Origin of the sequence: Enterobacter sp. SM3 (assembly GCF_009811935.2) — a bacterium.
In the GTDB taxonomy this organism is placed as follows: Bacteria; Pseudomonadota; Gammaproteobacteria; order Enterobacterales; family Enterobacteriaceae; genus Enterobacter; species Enterobacter asburiae_D.
On sequence record NZ_CP099971.1, the window covers coordinates 3,673,018 to 3,691,677 of the forward strand.

Genomic DNA, 18,660 nt, shown 5'->3' on the forward strand with positions numbered 1-18,660 from the left:
GATGAAATAAAAGGATAACTATGAACAGTGACATGAGTAATGATGATGATATAACCAGAGTATCAAAACGCGGAAAATTCCATACTGACAACCTTCCTGAGAATGAAATACGACATCACTGCATCAGTGTCAGATTAAATGAAGAAGAGTTAATTATTCTCGACAGTAAAAGAGGTCAGTATAAAAAAGGAGAATGGCTCAGGATGGCTTCCCTGAATAAACTCCCGCCGGTTCTGCCAGAAATCAATCGTGAAGCATGGATTAAACTTGGCAGCCTTTCACAGGATTTAAACCACCTGCTGAATCATCTCGACAGCAAAAGCCCTGACAGCGAGCTGACCCGTACAGAACTCTTCGCCCTGCGCAGACAAATCAAAACTCTCAGGGATCACCTTATTCCTTCAACATTTCTGGAGCCAGGCCGATGAAAGGCATGCAGAAAATAAAAAGGGGTAAACAATTCACAGGTGTGGTTCTCTATAGCCTGAAGTCAGGTTCTCACCACAAAATTACGCCTTATGTTATCGGTGGCAATATGACGGGCAGCACTGCTGCTGAGCTTATCAGTGAATTTGAAGGCACCCGACTGCTGCGTCCCGATGTCGCCAAACCTGTCTGGCATAATTCGCTTCGTCTGCCAAAGGGAGAAACACTGTCAGTCAGACAATGGGCGGCATTCGCTGACGATTATATGACCCGCATGGGATTCACTGAAACCCATCTTCGCTGCTATATCATGCACGATGATTCTGACGGGCAGCATATCCATATAATAGCTAACAGAATTAACATGGTCGGTGGGAAATTATACCTTGGTAAAAATGAAAACCTCATCAGTACCCGGATTATCAGCGAGCTGGAGAGAGTACACGGTCTCACCGAAACTACGGGTGTAACCGGTAGTCGCCGTCAGGATAAAAGGAAGCCCTCCCGCAACGAACTGATGATGGCTGAACGAACTGCGGCTCCCTGCCCTAAGTCACAGTTGCAGGCCCTTATCGACAATGCATTAACCCACCGCCCCGATTTACTAACATTTGTCCGCTTACTGGAACAGGAAGGCGTGAGCTGCAAACCCAATATCGCCACAACGGGTAAAATGAATGGATTTTCATTTCAGTACCAGGGCATCGCCTTTAAAGCCTCTCAATTGGGTAAAAAATATGGCTGGTCTTCCCTGCAAGCACTGGTTGATTTTACGCCGGAACATCTGACTTTACTGAAAGAAGCACGGAAGCCAACAGAACCCACAACTGCGTCGGTGCCGGTGCCAGTGCCAGTGCCAGTGCCAGTGCCAGTGCCAGTGCCAGTGCCAGTGCCAGTGCCAGTGCCAGTGCCAGTGCCATCATGCGAGTCTGAAGAACAGGTTGCAAACCGGGAAACGATTCTGGAGAAAATCCATCAGCTTGAAGAAAAAATTAGTCTGGAAAGACAACAGGAGACAGTGGGCCTCATCCAGCTCAGGAGCAAACTGCACAATACAGCTCGTAAGATACCCCGCCAGCGTCGTCTGTATTCGTGGCTTATATTGCTCGGCCATCTTGTTGTGCTTCTCAGACGCAGAGGAATGTCACTGCTGCATGCCACTGCCCATCCTTTTCGCAGGATTCTTCATTTGCAACTGTTGACACCTGTTCCTGTGACAGCATCTCATTCTCCTCAAGAACAATCAGTTAGCAATAACCAGCTTCTCACACCATAAAGTTTGCTAGTCCATAACCCAATGATAGTCAATAAATTATTGATCGTTTTTATAGATCGATAATTTGCATATGATAGCTACCACCTATCACACAACAATCATCGATCGGTACAAGCAATTTTACTAAAGCGATTCTTTCATCGAAAATGCTCAAAAAGACATCAGCTTAAATCAACTCCGGGAGTCGCAATGAGTAACCATACCGTGCAGTGCCCCTTTTGTTTTAAAGAAAGTCCTCACGGTGTAAAAATTTGCACCGTGTGCCATGCAAAAGTGGTTTACGGTGAATGCCCTGTCACTGTAGCCATTCTGTTCGGGATCGCTGTGATGCTCCTGGCTTACTTCGCAGGCTCATGGACTGAAAATTTTATCGTCTCTGTCATCGTTTTTTTTGGCAGTATATTTATTCTTAAGTACCAGCTTAAAAAAGTTTATGCAGACAGAATTCTGTTTATTCAACGAGATTGATTTAACGCTTTATAAAACAATAAAATGAGGGAGTTTATGCACAGATTCATTGCTACAGCATTTTTTATTTCTGCTTTCTTTATTTCTGGTTGTTCTAACTCAGGAAACCAGATTCTTAAAAATGAAACATCACAAAGTCTGCAATCAAAAATCATTAAAAACAAAACGACGAAATCTGAAATTACTGCCCGCTTAGGTGAACCGAACACCCGAACTACCCTGGACAGTGGTAATGAAGAATGGACTTATTCAATGGATAACAATCAGTTTGATGCCACCACATTCATTCCCGTTGTCGGGCTGTTGACAGGAGGCTCACAGACGCAAGCCAAAACGCTGGAAATAGAATTTAAAGGAGAAACGGTCAGCAAGTGGTCGTTCTCTGAAAATAAAAGCAGAATGAATACGGGTCTGATTCAATAACTCACCTTACAGCCAGGGATCTATTTATGAAAATCTATGCCGTTATCACACTTGTTGCCGCTGCATTGTTGCTGAGTGGCTGTAACAGCGAACCCTCCGAACAGGATATTTACACGGCCATGAATAAGGTCGTGGAACAGACGAATGCTTTCGTGAAATCTATAGCAGGCAAAGATGTCCCAAAAGACGCACTGCGCGAATTAAAATCAGTCAAAAAGCATGACTGCGTAGAAGTATCTGATAAAAGCTATAAATGCAATGTGACAGCTATTGTCGATAACGAAAAGCGTACTGCTGCTGTAACCCTTGTCAAAACGGATGATGGCTGGCAGATCGTTGATAAGTAAACCCACCGTAAAACCATCACGACAGGCGGGACACCGAATGGATGGCCCTGCCTTTTTTATTGCATCTGGTGTCCTGCCGGATACGCCTGCTCCATTTATCTCCAGTATCCCATGTCTATCCACGCCGCTGTCGCTGTCAAAGTCTTTTCCTGATCACTGAGCCAGGAGGAGTATAAGCCAGAGAGCCTGTAATGCGTTTCTTTTCATACTGTGCCAGCAAATCAGCATAAATATGCTCTGCTTCATCCAGATTGCCTGAAATATAATTCACGAGTGAATTCAGGCAATGCAGCAACGTGTCGCTATTTGCAAGCTTCCTGAGCAGAGTTGTGTTCAGGGTTGAAACGACTCCTGTAAACATCTGCATAATATTATCAACGTGATAACATGAATTGCGGTACTGCGCCCGTGAATAAAAATACTTCAGATGATACCCTGCGAAGAGAACATAAAGTTTTTTATAAAAGACATTGTTATTAACGCTGTTGTGATTATGGGTTATAAACTTATCAACAATATGTATAAATTTTTCCTCCTGAGATAAAACATTAATAGCACTCATAATTCCCTCCATACTTTTGTTTTTATAATTAAGTAATATCATCTTAAAAATTAAAATCAATAGTAAAATGAAAATATTTTATTATTGATATATATTTTATTCTCCCATAAATAAAAATAGCTTTTACTGTGCTAATGTTGTGTCTTCCCGACTGTATTACTATTTCATATTTCAATTATCTGAGTTATTTCCCTATTGCAGATAAGAAACCCACAGGAATATTTTTTGAGAGCTTGCTACGCACTGGCTTACGCCCCGACTACCGATAAATCTTAATTATTTTTACCAAACAGTTGAAAAACCGTAATTTTATCTCCCTGGCAGCGCCGCTGAGTGCACGCAGCACTCACTCGCTGAAGCAGAAAGGGTTTTTCCGAAGGGTCCCGGCGTGAGCCGTAGTCAGCAAACGGGCAAATCATGTATCTGTGTTCGCTTTCCCGATCAACTCAGCCTCCTGATTTTTTTGCGCGAAGCGTATTTGTGCTGACAGCTAACCCCATTCGTCTGAACTTCTGCGCGAAGCGTATTTGTAATGACAGTTAACCTCAGTACTGTGAACTCGTGCGCGAAGCGTATTTATACTAACAGAAAACACTATAGCAATGTTCTGAAGCCCAATGGCACAACACACAGTTGCGCAGGCTTCACTTAAGAAATGATATTATTTAAGAAAAGCAATAATAAAAGTGTTTTCATCAGGTACACCAAGGCCTTGAGTATCGATCTATTGCAAAACTGTGGTTTCTTATTTCTTTATCACTCTTTTATCTTGCAGATCAAAATCGAAAATTACCAAATAAAATCATATAATTACACAAAATCTGCCGTTATTAATTTCAGCACCAAAAATTATCAATCACATAACAGGTGATGGTTAAATTTAGCACCCCTTTTTTTAAATTTTACAACCTATTACCACCACCAAATAACGGATAAAAAATTCAAATAAAATATAATTAAAATAATACTACCAAAGCCGTTGACAAATAAATTAAATATGCCATATCTGTAATCATAACAATAAAAAAGGAGCCATTATGTCAATCACAAGTGTTGTATTAACTAAAGAACAAAAATCCATTATTGCAGAAGCATTAGAGGTTATGCCCGAAGATCTGGAAGAAATAAAAATTAAAGCAACCAGCTATAAAAAGACGTCCTTCAGGGACGATTTCTCAATGATCTTTAAAGGTAATATGGCGACACTCGCCAGAATGGATTTGACGCCCACAGCATTTAGAATTGTTCTTTATCTCTTCTCAGCCATTGATTATGGCAATATTATTCCTGATTTTTCACAGTCTCGTACAGCCAGAGAGCTTGGACTTAATAAATCTAATGTTTCACGTGCATTTAAAGAATTATTTGGGAGGAAAATACTTATTCGTGACACCATAGATAATGAGGTATACCTGAATTCAAATTTATGCGTTAAGGGAATCCCTCGTCGTTTCAATGAAGATCTGATGGATAAATTCAGGAAGTCCAGACTGGAGACAGAAGACTTTTCCAATTCGTTTAACTTTTATCGTGCAGAAAGTAAAACAAAGCCGGTTAAAAACTCCAGAAGAAAATATCCTGCAGACGGAATTCCATTTTAAAAACATTACAGCATGGTAACTTTTTTCTCCACACGAGTAATAAATTTAACCAAAAAAAGGATATCTTTATGAAACAAAAACGCTCCACTTTTCTTCAAAAGAATAAATCTTCTGTTGAAAGACTGAATATGAATAATACTATTTACAATGTATTCTGGTTGCTTACATTAACCGCTTCGCATACGCCAGACAGAGCATTTTTTTTCCCTATTTTTTATCGTATTACGTATATTGCACAGCAAGAATGGATACATATCACACCCGGCTGCTTTTATCAGACCATCGATGAACTGATTGATATGAATATTATTAAACCTACTAAATTTAAATATCATCACCGTTTAAACCCTATATTTTTCAGTTTTCCAAAATAAAACAAAGAGCAGGAGATAACAGTCCAGAACATTATTATCCCTGTAATGTTTTTTATAGCAAAACCTGATGACCACTACCAAAAGAACATTATTTTTATATATTATTACCAGTTGAATTAAAATAGAGGGCACAGACATGCGCTGTCTGTACCCATGATATTTTACTACAGACCTTACATCTTTTTATCTGCGTTACTATTTCTGACACTATTTTTTTCATTGACAATGTGCTCAATACACTTTCGTAACTCATCATTAATGGTAACATCTGTCCCACCCTCGACCAGTATAGAACACAACACATAAAGAAGGACGTGCTCAAAAGCTATCTCTTCGACCGGATCTACATAATCACAATAGGCCTCAATAGCCTCATATAAGCTATTCGGTGAAGTTACAAATGCACATACAAAATCTTTATCTTCTGGCACTCTGATTGAATTATTCATTTTAAACCTCCTGTACTTATTAATATATAGTGCCACGGTAAACTGTCATAATAACATTCACCAATGACTTTTTTATTACTTCTTAACACTCAAGTCTGACCTAATACTACTTATGATGTATCAGGCGGCCCTCTGCTCATTGCTGAATAGCGCCATTTGTTTTCACATGCTGGAATTAATATATTCATCATTAACCCCGTAATCAGGCTGCATTATTACGTGAGCGCTCAATTGCAGATGCGATCCATTCATCAACTTCACTTTCAACAAATGCAATTGCACGCGAACCAATTTTTATTGGTTGTGGAAATAAACCTTCGTTGATTAGACGATAAATCCAGGCTTTACCATAACCGGTTTTATTCATAACTTCAGGAAGTCTGAGCAGGCGTATATTTTTATTGTTCATTTTGTTTTCCCTTTGTCGTTGTAATGGGGTCACTATACGAACAGTTGGGAAAAGAAAGGAGCGAGCTTCCTAACTGCAGGGTCATGGTCTGCCCTGCAGTAGTAGACTTCGGGAATTTGGGATCAGTTAGAATCAGAGAGTTTCATCACATCTGAAACTCTCATGTTTTTCAGGTGGGGATTTCGGTTCATGAAAAAATTGAACTGCCTAATGAAGTCTATCGTTGCAGCTTTCATCGCAAGTGGACGATCTGAGTCTTTAATGTGATACCCTAAACGGATGGTTGTTTCTTCATCTTCATCAGTATAAAGAAGCCGGGAGAGGCGATCATCTGAGATTCTTAGTCCTTTCCTTTTTGCCCAAAGTAAGATGTCCAGCATCGCAACCAACCTGTAATTTATGATTTTTTTAATGGTTCCATAGCCGAAACGAACGATACCAGTTTCATTAACTTCCACTTCTTTTACCGTTCTCCATTGTGGCAGAGCCGCTTTTATCGATTCGGCTATTTCATCGTCAGTACCACTACCAAGATCGATTTCAAGCAACACCGTTTTCTCGCATAAGGGGGACAAGAGTTGTGACACATAAGCTTCGTGATGAGGCGCATTAACACAATATTCATCGTTTCCTTCCTCCCAGGTGAAAAGATTGACACTAAGGGCCATTACACTAAGTTCAGCAAGTCTGGTGATATCGGTGATAAAAATGTGTGGAGGACTGTAGAGGGTATCGTTAACGGTTGGATAATCGAGTTGCTTCCCTTTGAATAGATGGGGGTTACCACTGAAAATTTCAGTCATGTACACCCACAGCCCTTTCTTTTCTTCTTCAGTAGGCCATGGCTTGTACAGAAGTGCTCTTGCCCAAAGTTCGTGATACAAGGCATTTAAACTGATGTCTTCGAGCTTGCGATAGTTATCTATGTCAAGCCAAGCTTTGATTTCTTTAGTATGCTCTGGTGACCAGTTTTTCAAAATTCAAATCTCCTGCCTTCTTAAAGATTTAAGTCATGCGAATAGAGTTCAGTTAGTTTGAAAAAACTACCGTATTCACTTATCGATGAAAAGCAGTTCCTGCTTGCGAGTTAACCTAGACAGAAGGAAGTTGAACTGAGAAATTTGTTATCTTTTGATGCATCTTGCCAAGTTCTACGTCCTAGCAGGGAAATGGCCCGACTACACCCTGCCTCTTACTTTACTCTGGGCGTATCTTGTCGTTGTTCTCGACCTGTTCGCCAGAAAACCCAGAGGGGTGGGCAATGAAATTCGATTCTCACCTGCGAGCAAACTTGCCATCAGAGCACTGGAAATGGCGTGGGAGCGCCATGGGTTAACAACGGGTAAAAAGTGATCCACATACCGCACCACCGACAGTCTATTGTTGATCCACCTTGTTTACTCAGTATTAGCTTCAGCGATAACCCCGGCTTTCCGTTTTTGCTTCAGTCGATAGCCTTCTCCTTTTATTTGCACGACGTGTGTGATGTAAAATCCAGTTCAACATTGCCGATGTAATGGTAGCATCTCCCGCGAAGGTTTGGTCCTATAGTCCGGACGGCAGGTTACAGACGTAAATTTACAGCAGGTGTTTCTGATGTTTCCATGGGTGGTTTGTTAAAATTTTACTTCCTTACATCAGAAACGCCTGTCCTCTCTGTTGCATTTCTCAGAATTTCTGATATCTAATGAATTTAAACATTTTTTTATGGGGGTGTTTATGGACTTAGTTACGTCATTATTACAAAGGGGATTATTAGAAAGGGCATTAGACCTTGCCATTTCTGAATCATTCTTCAATTCAAGATCACCTGATGATATAAAGCATGCTTTAAAAGCTGGGTATGATATTAATGCTGTTAACAGTAACGGCAACAATGCCATTTTTGGCTGTAGAACCCTTGAAGCACTGGATTTTCTGCTCAGCCATGAAATTAATGCACACCATATTAACGAGCAGGGACAAAATGCTCTCTTCCATCAAAAAAATCCCGAAATACTAAAGAAGCTGATTGAACTAGGTTTAGACACTTCGCATACAGATGCTAAAGGCTATACCTGTATTTTTGAGCATTACAGGGATGCTGAAGGACTACAAGTATTACTTAATGCAGGTTGTGATATAAATCATGTCGATAACAGAGGAAGAAATATTCTCTTCCTTCCCCTCTCCCCTGATGTTTTATCCATAGCAATAGATGCCGGATGCAATGTCAACCATATTAATCATGCAGGAAAAGGGTTCATCGAAGAAGAATATGATGATGAACTACACAAGATCATTCTCCGCCATATTGATAAATTCGAAAGAAGAACGTTGCATGTCGATTTTTGCAATACCAACTCAGTATTATTTTTATATGAACTCTCTGAATATGGATTCAAAATAGAGCTCAATAAAGACCGTTCCGTAATTAACAGTTACATTAGCGATTACAAAGATATTTTAAGCACTCTTGATTGTATTAGTGACATTCAAGATGTTAATTTCTATAATTATGGCGGTGATCCTCTTTACAAAGATATCGATGAGCGAATTGTAAAGTGGATGATAAGAAATAATTTTCTCATTGATCTTACAAAAATTTCTGATGATAAAAATCATGATCATATATTAAAATACAAAATCAGTTACGAGCAAAATGAATTATCCAGAAATTTAAAACATGCTAAAAATAAAATTGCAAAAGTCAAAAACGGTGGAAGGCTGTGATATTTATTCGCAGAGTGTTGTCTGAACCACCGAATTGAAGGCGTTGAGGGTATCCAGATCCGTTGTTAAGTCTTTATACATGTGGCCATACCTTTACCATTGATGGTGAAATATACAATTACCCTCTGAACATAAAGGGATGGACATCATGACAAAACCCGGTGAAACAGATGATGATCTACTCACTCCAGACGAGGTATGCGGGCTCCTACGGATAACCCAAAAGACAATTTGTGAACGGAGCAATATGCACCGGTAACGCCAATTGCTCGCACCGTTCCGGTTTTCTGCGAAGGGGATGCGCTATGAACGGCGCAATCTGAAAGCGTTTAACGATAAATACCGCCATAAGTATTAAATTTATTCTGGGGATGGGATTTTCCATCCCATAACTTCGAGTTCTCTACTAATGAATTGGTATGCAGGTAGTATCTCTTCCAGATTCGCATGTTTTTGTACGAAGATTGAAAAAGCCAGAACCGCACTCATTTTTTCTTTATAGAAAAAGTATTGTCTTAGTGGATGTTTATCTTCGCCATATACTGGAAATTCGATCCCAGTATACTTATCCCCCATATTTTTATAGAATTGGTCCAAGGTAAGATCATAGATCTTTGAATCAACCTCTACCCAAAAATGATGATATAGCCTATTACGAGTAGAGCCATGTACTACTTTTATGATATCGCGGGTAAAAAAGTGGCTAAGAAGCATCCCTAGAAATACAGATGCACCTTGGCAACAATTCTCAGGAAACATGCCGAAGAATGGCACACCCGACTCATCAAAATAATCGAAATTTTCTTCAAAGACATTCCGCAGGTCTTTGGCAAGCTTTGTAACTAACCCGTCCATGATTGTTTCTACTATAAAGAAGCCATGCATTTAACATGCATGGCTACGTGAAACTTAAGAATTAGAGCGCTTAGGTGGTCTCGTAAATTGTACCAAAGCTCCTTTATGCTCGTTAGCCTGCTCTTCACGCCGCTCGGCCAGCATAGATTTTAATTTTGCCAGATGCACAACAGCAGCTTTCTTGCCGGTCAGATAGCCCTCTGGTAAACCAACCATCATTTCGACATCGATAGCAGACAATCCCGCAAAGGCAGCAAGCCGTTCAACTGAAATAATTCCAGAAGACGCCAACAATTCAATAGTACGTTTCAACAAACGTGGTTTTTCAGGCTCACGATAATCATCTCCCGGCTCTGATTTCACTCCCCAACGTGCTGAACGGCGTTTATAAAGATTTTGTTTCTCTTCTTCAGTAATAATATTCAGCACATGCAAACGCATGATGCTTGCCGCGACAGAAATACCGTAGCGTTGTTTAATTAAAAGCAAGCTATCTAATGTGACCGGGGTTCTAATTTCTTCGGCAAACGTCTCGGCAGGAAGCAGCAGCGCCCCCGCAAATTTATGAGCCTGGCTTTCCTTCAGCTTATAACGTTCAGCTTCGAGCTCGTTACCAACGTAGCGGTGAAGGATTAGATGCCCAATTTCGTGAGCAAGGTCAAATCTGCTGCGAAAAGCATTACCTTTATCCGAAGAGAGGAGAACAAAAGGAACACTTAGAGTCTCACTCCAAGCGGAAAGCCCTTCAATCTGCGCGACACCTGTTTCCTCTCTGACAACGATAATACCGTTACTCTCTGCGGCTAAAGTAAGGTCCGGTATTTCCTTTGTACCAAGATTCCAAAGGGCACGGCACTCACTAGCGGCATCTTCGATATCTGCATCACTAATTTCATCGATGTTTGTAAAACTACGGTGCGGTAATTTTAGCTCCGGCAGATCTACAAACTCAGTCAGCTTAGTAACCAACTCATTAGCCCAATGGATTCGAGTTTCTAACATTGCTCGTGCTGCTACATGAGCTGATGCATTACTTCTGAACAGGGGCTTTGACATACCCGGCAACAGAGGGCGCGTAAACCATTCAGGAGTAACATTTACGACTGTAGCCAAGCGTTCTAAGGCCTCGGATTCTGGAGCCTGCTGGCCAGAACGCCATTTACTGATGGTAGCTGGCGATACGCCAACCATCGTAGCTAATTGAGTTTGGGATAGCCGCCGGGCGGCTAGTACTTGCACTAACCTATCCGGTTGAAATTCAGCGATGCCTCGGCTCATACATCATCTTCCTCGGTTCCATCTTTTTTGATAATGCCCTTTTTGAGTGCAGAGAATGCATTATCTTCTTGGAATGGAACTACATCATATCGGGTTAAAAAAAGTTCAAGTGGCTCATGGAAAACCCAGCTCTTCCCGTCAGAACTTGGAACGACAAGCTCTATAGACATCGGGGCTTCGGGTTGATTCTGCAATGAACCGGAAAAACGGCATACTACGAACAGTGTAGCTTTCGGTACATCAGAACCATCGGAGAATAAATCCGGTTGCACCACTTTTTCCACAGAAACGTTTTCGGCAATGAGCTCTTGCTTACGTTTGCTGCGAAATAGTCTCTTCCACTGGTTATCATTGTAGCTTTCACGAACAATCGTGAAAATACCGCTATGGCCTTCTACAATACGGTTACCACGCAGCTTGCCGGGATTACAACAGTTGGCCTCAAACACCTCATAAATAGTTTCATTCAGGTTTAAATGACGATCATAACCAAGCGCGGTCGCTCTGTGGTCTAGCTTCTTCTTTTGCGCATAATCGTAAGAACGCTTTGATGCCGCGTAAATCGCGTCAGAAAGGGCCATGAAGAGTTGTTTTTGAACATGCTGAACAATGAGATCTGCCACTTTTGATTTTTTCACGACCATTTCCTATCACTGTCACTGATAGGCGTGATTTTACACCCATATTTTTTCGTGTGTCCACAAAAAAACATCAAAAAATTTCCTTTACGCGGAAAATGACATTGATGATGGTATTTATTTTATCGACCCGATAGTACCGAAGTTGTACTTTTGCTCTGAAATAAAGCGGTATAATAAGAGAATTGAGTCTATCCCGACGGGGAGAAAAGTGCTCACGCCTTGCAGCTTGCCTCACCTATTTTCTCAAGGCGGTGACGTGTAAGGCGAACATGCATGAGTGCTCTAGAAAACCTGTTGGAATACTATCCTCTGTCTCTTGCGGCTCAACTGCTCAACTGTAATGAGTTGCTTTTCTTCCTCAGTTTGTCGATCCCGCCCCGGATCCTGTCTGGCTGCAATTTCTTGTCTTGAGCAGTATCCAGAAGCTGGCTGGAATTGTTTCCCTGAGGTCAGTCGTGAAGGCATCAGGAACATTTGAAAACTGGCTAGGTAAAAACCCAGGCGTTGTCATGATAAGCCTCGGTATCCGCATGTTGTTTAGCGGGTCTGGTGTCGTATCGATATCTGCCAGTTAAGTTTTGCCGAAACGGTAAACCCAGTGTCCGCACCTAGCTCATAGCAGACATGATTACACTGGCATGTTATTTTGAATTCACTTGGCGTACTGGAACCATTCAACGTGCTATGGTTATATTTTAAGGTTCCTTTTTGGAACCCTCCACGAAATAAATTTAAATTAAAATATTAAATATCAACAAGATAAAATTCAAAGCACAGAGACGCCAGCCCACCAAAATTCTCCATCGGTGATTACCAGAGTCATCCGATGAAGTCCTAAAAGCCCGCATGGCGCAAGCCCTGCGGGCTTTTTTGTGCCCTCAATTTGTCCCGCGAAGTCTGAAGTCAACTAATTAAATCCGAATCTTTTAGGCACCTTGTTAGGTACCTCATAAAGCTTTATTGTTTTTGGGTGCCTAAAACTATGGAAACCCGGCAATGGCAAGACAAACCAAACCTCTATCCGTTAAAGAAATCGAATCTGCTAAACCCAAGGAAGCGGACTACGTTCTCTATGATGGCGATAGCCTTGAGCTACTCCTCAAATCCAGCGGGAGTAAAAATCTGGCAGTTTCGCTACATTCGCCCTGTCACCAAGAAACGTGCGAAGAAGAGCATAGGCCCTTACCCATCAGTTACGCTTGACGATGCCAGAAACTACCAGGCAGGTTCTCACTATCTCCTGGCGAAACAGGAAGATGCCGTAACTAAAAATCCCTTAACTAATTTAAATTATACTCGGAGTAGTTAGGATGGTTCTAAGCGTTATGGAAGTATTAAAAAACTTATCCCCTTTGCTTCCAGTGATAGTATCAATCATTGGATTGAGAGCGGGCTGGATATATAAAAGGGACAAAGTTTTTAACTCCAGAAAAGCTATTAGCGAGTTTTCGTACAACCTCTATAAAAACACAAACGATGAAAATTATAAGCGAATTGCTGAAGAATACGGCATTTCAGCATTAACAAAAGACTCAAATCTGACACCAGAACAGAGGAGAATACTTTTGCGTTCCAAAGATCCGGTAAGAGATATTGATAATTACAGTAAGTGTCAAAAACTTTTGTACATTAGTGACAACTCAACAATATTTCAGTGGACTAAAAAAAGATATCGATTTTGGATTTGGAGAAAATCCGTAGAAATAGTTAGCCTCATCATTTATTTTATAAGTGGCTTTGTTGTTGCAATGCCGTTCATGTATAGCACCATGTTCAGCAGTGGTTTGGTTGAAAAAATAAACAAGTCATCAGCAATGCTTAAATTTGGTTTGGCTGCATATTGTGTGTTAATGGGAATCAGTACCGGGCTGTTTTTCTTACATAAACTTTCGACCATAAACATCGCAGAAAAGACCATCAAATCTAACCGATGATGCCTCATAGCGTGTCAGAAACCTGGCGACGAAATGGCGGCAGAGCATTAAAAATGCGTAAATGGACGATAAGGTTTCAGAATCAGGCAGGCAGATAGCGATTAATGGTGCAGGTATTGCCGGTGCTGCTGCAGGCGGCGCCATGGCGGGATTAATGTGTGGGCCAGGCGCACCTGTTTGCGTGCTTATCGGCGGCTTCGTCGGCGGCGCTCTTGCTGCATGGGAAATGGGACGTTTGTGGAATTGATTATGCAACAGGTTAATTCAATATTTCTGGTTAGGGTTCACGACGCTACCGATGTATCCCAGGCTCAATCTGACGTTGTGCTCAATGGTAAAAGCACCGGCATTATTGTACCGGGACAAGTGCTTGAAGCAGCGGTCCAGGTTAACGAGCAGCGTTACATCCTGTTCCTGACGGATGACATTATTTTCGAGGAATCCCTGACGATTGCCCTTATTGACGTTCATGACGGGCTTAAAGAAATTGTTCGTTTGGGAAATGAGTACTCGACAGGGAGTTTTGCGGATCTCCTGGTCACTGACGATAGCGTGGATTTCAGGTTTATTGGGGATTATATCTGGACACTGAAAGTATCAGATTCACCTCGCCTGCGGCTTCCTTTTGTTTCAGATCCAAAAGGTGTTAAACGGGAGTCTGGTCTGAAAAAGTACATAACGATTTCTGCCACACCGGCGTCGGAAAACGTAAATTGAAGTCATTATTTAACAGAATGAAAAGGCTTTCTGCTGAGCTGGATAAATGCACCTGATAATTATGCAGCCCCGGATAGCTAACCAGAAGATCCATCAGTAATAACTCTATTAATCTGATGAAATCCTAAAAGTCCGCACGGTACAACCCCTGCGGGCTTTTTAGTACCTCACCCCACCGTTCCCCATCCCTTTGACAAACATCAACACCCTCTCCCCCCTCCTGTGCAAAATTACTCACACAACCCAGCGCTACGGATTAGCCGCCCAACCCGGAAGGAACCCCAACATGTACAAACCCATAACCGTCATAATCTTCATTCTCCTGACCCTCGCCGCCCTTGCAGAAATAGGCTTTTTATCCTTTGGATAATCCTCAGGCGAAATATCCCTCATCAGGGCACATTGATCTCATTACAGTTTTTTCCTAAAGCCATCCCGCTTTGCCTGTGCCATGCTGAATCACGCTCATAACCGATAACGTTAAATGAGGATATTATGAAAAAAACAATTATCGCATTATCTGCCGTTCTGCTGGCTTCCCCAGTATTTGCTGCGACCACACATGCAACTGACGATACCGTCGCTGCGGCGAACGCGAACGCCAACGAGGCGAAGCAAAAACTGCACGAAGAGCAGAACAAAGGTGAAGAGCTGAAGCTGAAACAGAAGCATGCTGCGGAAGGCAAAAGCGAGAGCCTGGGCAGCAAGGTCAGCGAAGATTCCCAAAAAGCCTGGCATAAAACCAAACAAGGCACCGAGAAAGGGTGGGATGCCACCAAAGAAGGCGCTGAGAAAGGCTGGAACAAAACCAAAGAAGGTGCCAGCGAGCTGGAAAAGAAAGTCACTGAGTAATCCCTTCGAAAGGCCGCAGACGCGGCCTTTTTTATTCCCCGTAGCTCTGTGTTCTCAAGGCTACACTTGTCACCAGGTCCGGTTATCGCGCTCCGGTTGAAATAATGTCAACAAAGCCGAATAGATCCCGGAGGTAACGCGTTTACTCCCTGCCCCCCTAAAAGAGATCCTGAGATGCTGCGACGCCTGGTGATAGTGCTTGTTTTGGTTTGTCCATGGGCGATGGCAGCCCCGAAGAGCTACATTATCGACACCGATAACACCGACATTCGGCTATCGTGGCATGCCTTCGGCGGCATCCTCTCCTGGGCGACGTTCAGCGGCGTGACGGGTGCCGTGACGCTCAACCCGGAAAACGACGTCGACGACCATATTCACGTCACCATTCCTGTCGCGACGCTTGTGGCGTCAAACAAGCTGCTCACCTGGCAGCTGAAAAGCGACATGTTTTTTGAATCTGAGCGCTACCCGACTATCGAGTTCATCAGCTCTCGCGTAGTCGCTCAGGGTGACGGGCGGTTCAGGGTATTCGGCACGCTGACCGTGCGAAACATTGCCCGCCCGGTGATCCTGGAAGCCATCGTGAAAGACCCGCACGCGCAGGCCCTCACCCTGGATGCCACGACGGCGATCTCGCGCGCGTCCTACGGGATGGATAAGTTTGCGCTGGTCGTGGACGATCGTATTGCCATCGCCATTGCGATTAAGACGAACGACGTGCCCTCATCCTGAGATGAGCCGCTGGAGCTGCTCCGCGTTTCCCCGCAGGTGAGACGGCGGGTTGCGGCCAATCAGGACAAACTGGTAGCCCGCCTCCTGCCACCACGCCAGATTCATGCTGTGCCGCTGCTCCTGGCGCAGAGAGGCCGCCGTCTTCTCCTCAACAGGAGAGATACAGAGCGCCATCGGGCCGTAGTCGGCGTTGATCCAGGCAATCTGCGCGATAGAGGTGGTTTCATAGCGCAGCATTCGCACCATTTTCAGTTCAGCCCCCTGCAGAACAAGCTGCGACATGTGCAGCTTCATGCCGATGTCCTGCGCGGCCCGTTCCAGCCCGCGCTGCAGGACCGGCGTTGCGCTGTCCATATCCAGCAGCGTTTCGACGCTGTAAAGGGACATATATTGCGCTTCGAGGTCGCGAATGTGGGCGTTCTCATCCGCCAGCGCGGAAGCGGGCCGCAGCAGGTAGCCCAGCCCGGAGCCGACCATCAAGAAGCTGACCGAGGCGGCAATCAGCGCCCGCCTGCTGACGCCGACCGGCGTGGAGGACTGGGGATCGGGAATCGCTGCCAGACGCGCCTGCATTGTCTCCAGAGGGGCGTCATCCAGCAGGGAGGCAAACGCCCCGGTGAAATCCTGGCTGCTTTTCATCAGTTCGGCGGTTCGCCCGGAGAGGCGTTCGTCGCTTTTCATCTGTTCTTCAAATTGCTGCGCGTCGGCGCGGCACATCTCGCCATCTATCCATGCCACGATAGCGTCGTCGTTATAGGGCGGTGCAAAACGGTGCGAGTTCAAGAGCGTTTCTCCTTTACCGGAGGCAGTGCGTCAGCGGACCTGGCAAGCCGAGCCCGTGCTGTCGCCAGCCGGCTCATCACGGTGCCGATCGGCACCGCCAGCGTCTCCGCCGCCTCCTGGTAGGTAAAGCCTTCGACATAAACCAAAAATACCGCGTTGCGCTGGGCTTCAGGCAGCGCGTTAACGCGCTGCATCACCTTCAGATAATGCAGGCGCGTCTCATCCTGTTCGCGGGTGTCTGGCGCCATGAGCTCGTCGCTGGCCACAAACCCCTGCCCCTGACGCACGTGTCGTGCCCGAAGCTCAGAGATCCAGATGGAGTGCAGTATCGCGAACAGCCACCTGTCGATGCGCGTGCCCGGCGTATACTGGCTGCTCCTTTCAAGCGCACGCACGCAGGTGGACTGAACCAGCTCTTCGGCGATATCCCTGTTTCGCGACAGCACCAGCCCATAGCGCCAGAGACGCGACAGGTGTGCCGCTAACTGTTGACGAACCTCACTGGTAGCGATGAGTTTTCCCTCCACGAGAAAATCAGGATTCCGGATGTCCGTTGATGGCGGCCTGCAGGTCACGATACTCTTCGCAGGATTGGCCACAAATACCGGCAATCACCTTCAGCTGTTCTTTCGCGAGATCGGGACGTCCTTTTACCATCCACGCTTCACCGAGATACTCCCGGGCTTTGGCATAATCCGGTGCGATAGCCAGCGCGCGCTGGTAGTAACCAATACCTTCGTCCGTGCGGCCAAGTTTGCGCGTGGCGAACCCGCGATAGTTCCACGCTTCAGCCGTATTGCCATTTTTCAGCGAATCAAGCAGATTCAGCGCCGCCTGGTACTCGCCTTTCTTTGCAAGATGGTACGCATAGTTGGTTTTGTCCTGGTCGCTGAGGCTGCTGCTTTTATCCGGCACGCATTTCTGGGTGGCGCTGTCATACACCTGTCCGGAAGGACAGTCGGGCGTTTTGCTCTCGGTACTATTATCGCCCATGGCCAGCGCCAGTGGAGACAGCAGGGAAAAAATCAGCACCGGGATCAAACGAAACGAGGTCGTGTTCATATAAAGCTCCAGGGTAAGAAGAGAGTGACGTCAGTAAACGCCTGACTGACGAGTTTTATTCATTCTCCCCGTCATTTTTTTACTGTCGCAAAACCATGCTGATGTCGTAGCCCCAGTGAAAATGAATCAGGTTATTTTACCCTTGTTTTAACGTTATTATTTTCGCGCGATAGCAGAGTTTTAACTCCATATGAGAATATATTTTATTTCTCAAGCAACATAATATATCTTATATCAGAAACGTTACCCTAACTTAAATGCATATTAAGCACACTTAAACAATAACGTTTTACATTATATTAAAAACACTCCCTACCAATAATCATACTGCGTAATCCACATTAACAATCAGCATCAGAGAGTCAAACAAAAACAATATAAAACATAGAGTTGAACCAATTTAACTATTAGCGGAGCGAATATATTAATACCCTCTTCACTATTTCAGCACTTATTTACGAAAGCTTAATTTGCACAACTTACGTTTTCTGTCTATATCATTTTTATATCCTCAAAATAATTCCTCTATTAATTACAGGGTTTTATACGACAAAAAATACCAACAAAAACGGTTCACTTTCATAAGAAATTAGATTCGCTCTGATGTTGCCACTCTGAATTCTGGCGGGCATCGTGCGCGCTAAAAACAACGGTCAGTGCTGCGTGATAGCAGCGACTGCGCCGGGGGCGCCCTTTACCTTCTGCAGAGATGGCTCGTCTTGCTCGCCGTTCATGACACATCTGCTGGAGTAATACCTA

23 protein-coding genes and 4 pseudogenes are annotated in these 18,660 nt (G+C 43.9%); 16 read left to right on the forward strand and 11 right to left on the reverse strand.

Features of this window, described 5'->3' with window-relative positions; genetic code table 11:
- Positions 1-20 precede the first annotated feature (20 nt).
- From GVO84_RS17155 to GVO84_RS17175, 5 genes are all read left to right on the forward strand, one after another.
- Positions 21-428: an ATP-binding protein gene (locus GVO84_RS17155; RefSeq protein WP_159514728.1), complete on the forward strand. Its 408-nt coding sequence runs from the start codon at positions 21-23 to the stop codon at positions 426-428.
- Positions 425-1,702: a relaxase/mobilization nuclease domain-containing protein gene (locus tag GVO84_RS17160; RefSeq protein WP_423297023.1), complete on the forward strand. Its 1,278-nt coding sequence runs from the start codon at positions 425-427 to the stop codon at positions 1,700-1,702. Before GVO84_RS17155 ends, GVO84_RS17160 begins: the two co-directional genes overlap by 4 nt.
- Before the next feature lie 189 nt (positions 1,703-1,891).
- Positions 1,892-2,170: a hypothetical protein gene (locus GVO84_RS17165; RefSeq protein WP_159514730.1), complete on the forward strand. Its 279-nt coding sequence runs from the start codon at positions 1,892-1,894 to the stop codon at positions 2,168-2,170.
- A gap of 36 nt (positions 2,171-2,206) precedes the next feature.
- Positions 2,207-2,593: a hypothetical protein gene (locus tag GVO84_RS17170; protein ID WP_159514731.1), complete on the forward strand. Its 387-nt coding sequence runs from the start codon at positions 2,207-2,209 to the stop codon at positions 2,591-2,593.
- A gap of 26 nt (positions 2,594-2,619) precedes the next feature.
- Entirely contained in the window at positions 2,620-2,940 is a 321-nt protein-coding gene (locus GVO84_RS17175; protein WP_159514732.1) for a cell wall-binding protein, read from the forward strand.
- Between the two features lie 136 nt (positions 2,941-3,076).
- On the opposite strand, the gene GVO84_RS17180 is transcribed toward GVO84_RS17175, so the two are convergent.
- Entirely contained in the window at positions 3,077-3,502 is a 426-nt protein-coding gene (locus tag GVO84_RS17180) for a hypothetical protein (RefSeq protein ID WP_159514733.1), read from the reverse strand.
- Between the two features lie 1,037 nt (positions 3,503-4,539).
- Between GVO84_RS17180 and GVO84_RS17185 the strand changes: the two genes are divergently transcribed.
- Both GVO84_RS17185 and GVO84_RS17190 read left to right on the forward strand, forming a co-directional pair.
- Positions 4,540-5,103: a helix-turn-helix domain-containing protein gene (locus GVO84_RS17185; RefSeq protein WP_159514734.1), complete on the forward strand. Its 564-nt coding sequence runs from the start codon at positions 4,540-4,542 to the stop codon at positions 5,101-5,103.
- Positions 5,104-5,171: 68 nt separating this feature from the next.
- On the forward strand, positions 5,172-5,477 hold the full coding sequence (locus GVO84_RS17190) for a hypothetical protein (RefSeq protein ID WP_159514735.1): 306 nt from the start codon (positions 5,172-5,174) through the stop codon (positions 5,475-5,477).
- 173 nt (positions 5,478-5,650) lie between these two features.
- On the opposite strand, the gene GVO84_RS17195 is transcribed toward GVO84_RS17190, so the two are convergent.
- The 3 genes from GVO84_RS17195 to GVO84_RS17205 all read right to left on the reverse strand — a co-directional run bounded on the left by GVO84_RS17195 (position 5,651) and on the right by GVO84_RS17205 (position 7,312).
- Positions 5,651-5,926 (reverse strand): hypothetical protein, encoded by a 276-nt coding sequence (locus tag GVO84_RS17195; protein WP_159514736.1) that lies wholly within the window; start codon positions 5,924-5,926, stop codon positions 5,651-5,653.
- Positions 5,927-6,128: 202 nt separating this feature from the next.
- Positions 6,129-6,335 (reverse strand): helix-turn-helix transcriptional regulator, encoded by a 207-nt coding sequence (locus GVO84_RS17200; protein ID WP_159514737.1) that lies wholly within the window; start codon positions 6,333-6,335, stop codon positions 6,129-6,131.
- Between the two features lie 122 nt (positions 6,336-6,457).
- The gene (locus tag GVO84_RS17205) at positions 6,458-7,312 is read right to left on the reverse strand and encodes a DUF6387 family protein (protein WP_159514738.1); all 855 of its coding nucleotides are present in this window, start codon (positions 7,310-7,312) and stop codon (positions 6,458-6,460) included.
- 226 nt (positions 7,313-7,538) lie between these two features.
- Here GVO84_RS17205 and GVO84_RS17210 point away from each other — a divergent pair.
- Positions 7,539-7,667 (forward strand): annotated as a pseudogene (locus tag GVO84_RS17210) (IS3 family transposase); the annotation flags it as partial.
- Between the two features lie 65 nt (positions 7,668-7,732).
- Here GVO84_RS17210 and GVO84_RS17215 read toward each other — a convergent pair.
- A pseudogene (locus GVO84_RS17215) lies at positions 7,733-7,880 on the reverse strand (ATP-binding protein); the annotation flags it as partial.
- A 174-nt stretch (positions 7,881-8,054) separates the two neighbouring features.
- Between GVO84_RS17215 and GVO84_RS17220 the strand changes: the two are divergent.
- Positions 8,055-9,047, forward strand: a complete 993-nt coding sequence (locus GVO84_RS17220; RefSeq protein WP_159514740.1) for an ankyrin repeat domain-containing protein — start codon at positions 8,055-8,057, stop codon at positions 9,045-9,047.
- Positions 9,048-9,407: 360 nt separating this feature from the next.
- Here the strand turns inward: GVO84_RS17220 and GVO84_RS17225 are convergent, their stop codons facing one another.
- Genes GVO84_RS17225 through GVO84_RS17235 form a run of 3 tightly spaced genes read right to left on the reverse strand, consistent with a single transcriptional unit; the run spans position 9,408 to position 11,824 of the window.
- Positions 9,408-9,902: a hypothetical protein gene (locus GVO84_RS17225; protein ID WP_159514741.1), complete on the reverse strand. Its 495-nt coding sequence runs from the start codon at positions 9,900-9,902 to the stop codon at positions 9,408-9,410.
- Between the two features lie 54 nt (positions 9,903-9,956).
- Positions 9,957-11,180 (reverse strand): helix-turn-helix domain-containing protein, encoded by a 1,224-nt coding sequence (locus GVO84_RS17230; RefSeq protein ID WP_159514742.1) that lies wholly within the window; start codon positions 11,178-11,180, stop codon positions 9,957-9,959.
- Positions 11,177-11,824 carry a hypothetical protein gene (locus tag GVO84_RS17235; RefSeq protein ID WP_159514743.1) on the reverse strand — a complete coding sequence of 216 codons (648 nt, stop codon included), beginning with the start codon at positions 11,822-11,824 and terminating at the stop codon, positions 11,177-11,179. The genes GVO84_RS17230 and GVO84_RS17235 overlap by 4 nt, the downstream gene beginning before the upstream one ends.
- A 344-nt stretch (positions 11,825-12,168) precedes the next feature.
- Here GVO84_RS17235 and GVO84_RS17240 point away from each other — a divergent pair.
- From GVO84_RS17240 to GVO84_RS17270, 7 genes and pseudogenes are all read left to right on the forward strand, one after another.
- Positions 12,169-12,396 (forward strand): annotated as a pseudogene (locus GVO84_RS17240) (LysE family translocator); the annotation flags it as partial.
- A 421-nt stretch (positions 12,397-12,817) separates the two neighbouring features.
- Positions 12,818-13,079: pseudogene (locus GVO84_RS17245) on the forward strand (integrase arm-type DNA-binding domain-containing protein); the annotation flags it as partial.
- A 67-nt stretch (positions 13,080-13,146) separates the two neighbouring features.
- Complete coding sequence (locus tag GVO84_RS17250; protein ID WP_233465277.1) at positions 13,147-13,755, forward strand: hypothetical protein; 609 nt, start codon at positions 13,147-13,149, stop codon at positions 13,753-13,755.
- 61 nt (positions 13,756-13,816) lie between these two features.
- Complete coding sequence (locus GVO84_RS17255; protein ID WP_045370413.1) at positions 13,817-14,002, forward strand: hypothetical protein; 186 nt, start codon at positions 13,817-13,819, stop codon at positions 14,000-14,002.
- Between the two features lie 2 nt (positions 14,003-14,004).
- Complete coding sequence (locus GVO84_RS17260; protein ID WP_159514745.1) at positions 14,005-14,472, forward strand: hypothetical protein; 468 nt, start codon at positions 14,005-14,007, stop codon at positions 14,470-14,472.
- Between the two features lie 495 nt (positions 14,473-14,967).
- The gene (locus tag GVO84_RS17265) at positions 14,968-15,324 is read left to right on the forward strand and encodes a hypothetical protein (protein ID WP_029740047.1); all 357 of its coding nucleotides are present in this window, start codon (positions 14,968-14,970) and stop codon (positions 15,322-15,324) included.
- A 174-nt stretch (positions 15,325-15,498) separates the two neighbouring features.
- A complete protein-coding gene (locus GVO84_RS17270; protein ID WP_159514746.1) occupies positions 15,499-16,056 on the forward strand; it encodes a YceI family protein in 558 nt (185 codons plus the stop codon).
- Here GVO84_RS17270 and GVO84_RS17275 read toward each other — a convergent pair.
- The 3 genes from GVO84_RS17275 to GVO84_RS17285 are packed head-to-tail and all read right to left on the reverse strand — an operon-like array spanning position 16,048 to position 17,901.
- A complete protein-coding gene (locus tag GVO84_RS17275) occupies positions 16,048-16,839 on the reverse strand; it encodes an anti-sigma factor family protein (RefSeq protein WP_159514747.1) in 792 nt (263 codons plus the stop codon). The genes GVO84_RS17270 and GVO84_RS17275 overlap by 9 nt on opposite strands.
- The gene (locus tag GVO84_RS17280; RefSeq protein ID WP_159514748.1) at positions 16,836-17,366 is read right to left on the reverse strand and encodes a sigma-70 family RNA polymerase sigma factor; all 531 of its coding nucleotides are present in this window, start codon (positions 17,364-17,366) and stop codon (positions 16,836-16,838) included. Before GVO84_RS17280 ends, GVO84_RS17275 begins: the two co-directional genes overlap by 4 nt.
- Before the next feature lie 7 nt (positions 17,367-17,373).
- The gene (locus GVO84_RS17285; protein WP_159514749.1) at positions 17,374-17,901 is read right to left on the reverse strand and encodes a tetratricopeptide repeat protein; all 528 of its coding nucleotides are present in this window, start codon (positions 17,899-17,901) and stop codon (positions 17,374-17,376) included.
- Positions 17,902-18,660: the final 759 nt, after the last annotated feature.

What these genes read in the sequence shown, in the direction of transcription:
- GVO84_RS17230 (WP_159514742.1), bottom strand. Translation starts at nt 11,180, where the DNA reads ATGAGCCGAGGCATCGCTGAATTTCAACCGGATAGGTTAGTGCAAGTA.
- GVO84_RS17285 (WP_159514749.1), bottom strand. Translation starts at nt 17,901, where the DNA reads ATGAACACGACCTCGTTTCGTTTGATCCCGGTGCTGATTTTTTCCCTG.
- GVO84_RS17165 (WP_159514730.1), top strand. Translation starts at nt 1,892, where the DNA reads ATGAGTAACCATACCGTGCAGTGCCCCTTTTGTTTTAAAGAAAGTCCT.
- GVO84_RS17190 (WP_159514735.1), top strand. Translation starts at nt 5,172, where the DNA reads ATGAAACAAAAACGCTCCACTTTTCTTCAAAAGAATAAATCTTCTGTT.
- GVO84_RS17195 (WP_159514736.1), bottom strand. Translation starts at nt 5,926, where the DNA reads ATGAATAATTCAATCAGAGTGCCAGAAGATAAAGATTTTGTATGTGCA.
- GVO84_RS17200 (WP_159514737.1), bottom strand. Translation starts at nt 6,335, where the DNA reads ATGAACAATAAAAATATACGCCTGCTCAGACTTCCTGAAGTTATGAAT.
- GVO84_RS17255 (WP_045370413.1), top strand. Translation starts at nt 13,817, where the DNA reads ATGGACGATAAGGTTTCAGAATCAGGCAGGCAGATAGCGATTAATGGT.
- GVO84_RS17260 (WP_159514745.1), top strand. Translation starts at nt 14,005, where the DNA reads ATGCAACAGGTTAATTCAATATTTCTGGTTAGGGTTCACGACGCTACC.
- GVO84_RS17175 (WP_159514732.1), top strand. Translation starts at nt 2,620, where the DNA reads ATGAAAATCTATGCCGTTATCACACTTGTTGCCGCTGCATTGTTGCTG.
- GVO84_RS17220 (WP_159514740.1), top strand. Translation starts at nt 8,055, where the DNA reads ATGGACTTAGTTACGTCATTATTACAAAGGGGATTATTAGAAAGGGCA.
- GVO84_RS17225 (WP_159514741.1), bottom strand. Translation starts at nt 9,902, where the DNA reads ATGGACGGGTTAGTTACAAAGCTTGCCAAAGACCTGCGGAATGTCTTT.
- GVO84_RS17265 (WP_029740047.1), top strand. Translation starts at nt 14,968, where the DNA reads ATGAAAAAAACAATTATCGCATTATCTGCCGTTCTGCTGGCTTCCCCA.
- GVO84_RS17270 (WP_159514746.1), top strand. Translation starts at nt 15,499, where the DNA reads ATGCTGCGACGCCTGGTGATAGTGCTTGTTTTGGTTTGTCCATGGGCG.
- GVO84_RS17235 (WP_159514743.1), bottom strand. Translation starts at nt 11,824, where the DNA reads ATGGTCGTGAAAAAATCAAAAGTGGCAGATCTCATTGTTCAGCATGTT.
- GVO84_RS17250 (WP_233465277.1), top strand. Translation starts at nt 13,147, where the DNA reads ATGGAAGTATTAAAAAACTTATCCCCTTTGCTTCCAGTGATAGTATCA.
- GVO84_RS17155 (WP_159514728.1), top strand. Translation starts at nt 21, where the DNA reads ATGAACAGTGACATGAGTAATGATGATGATATAACCAGAGTATCAAAA.
- GVO84_RS17180 (WP_159514733.1), bottom strand. Translation starts at nt 3,502, where the DNA reads ATGAGTGCTATTAATGTTTTATCTCAGGAGGAAAAATTTATACATATT.
- GVO84_RS17185 (WP_159514734.1), top strand. Translation starts at nt 4,540, where the DNA reads ATGTCAATCACAAGTGTTGTATTAACTAAAGAACAAAAATCCATTATT.
- GVO84_RS17160 (WP_423297023.1), top strand. Translation starts at nt 425, where the DNA reads ATGAAAGGCATGCAGAAAATAAAAAGGGGTAAACAATTCACAGGTGTG.
- GVO84_RS17170 (WP_159514731.1), top strand. Translation starts at nt 2,207, where the DNA reads ATGCACAGATTCATTGCTACAGCATTTTTTATTTCTGCTTTCTTTATT.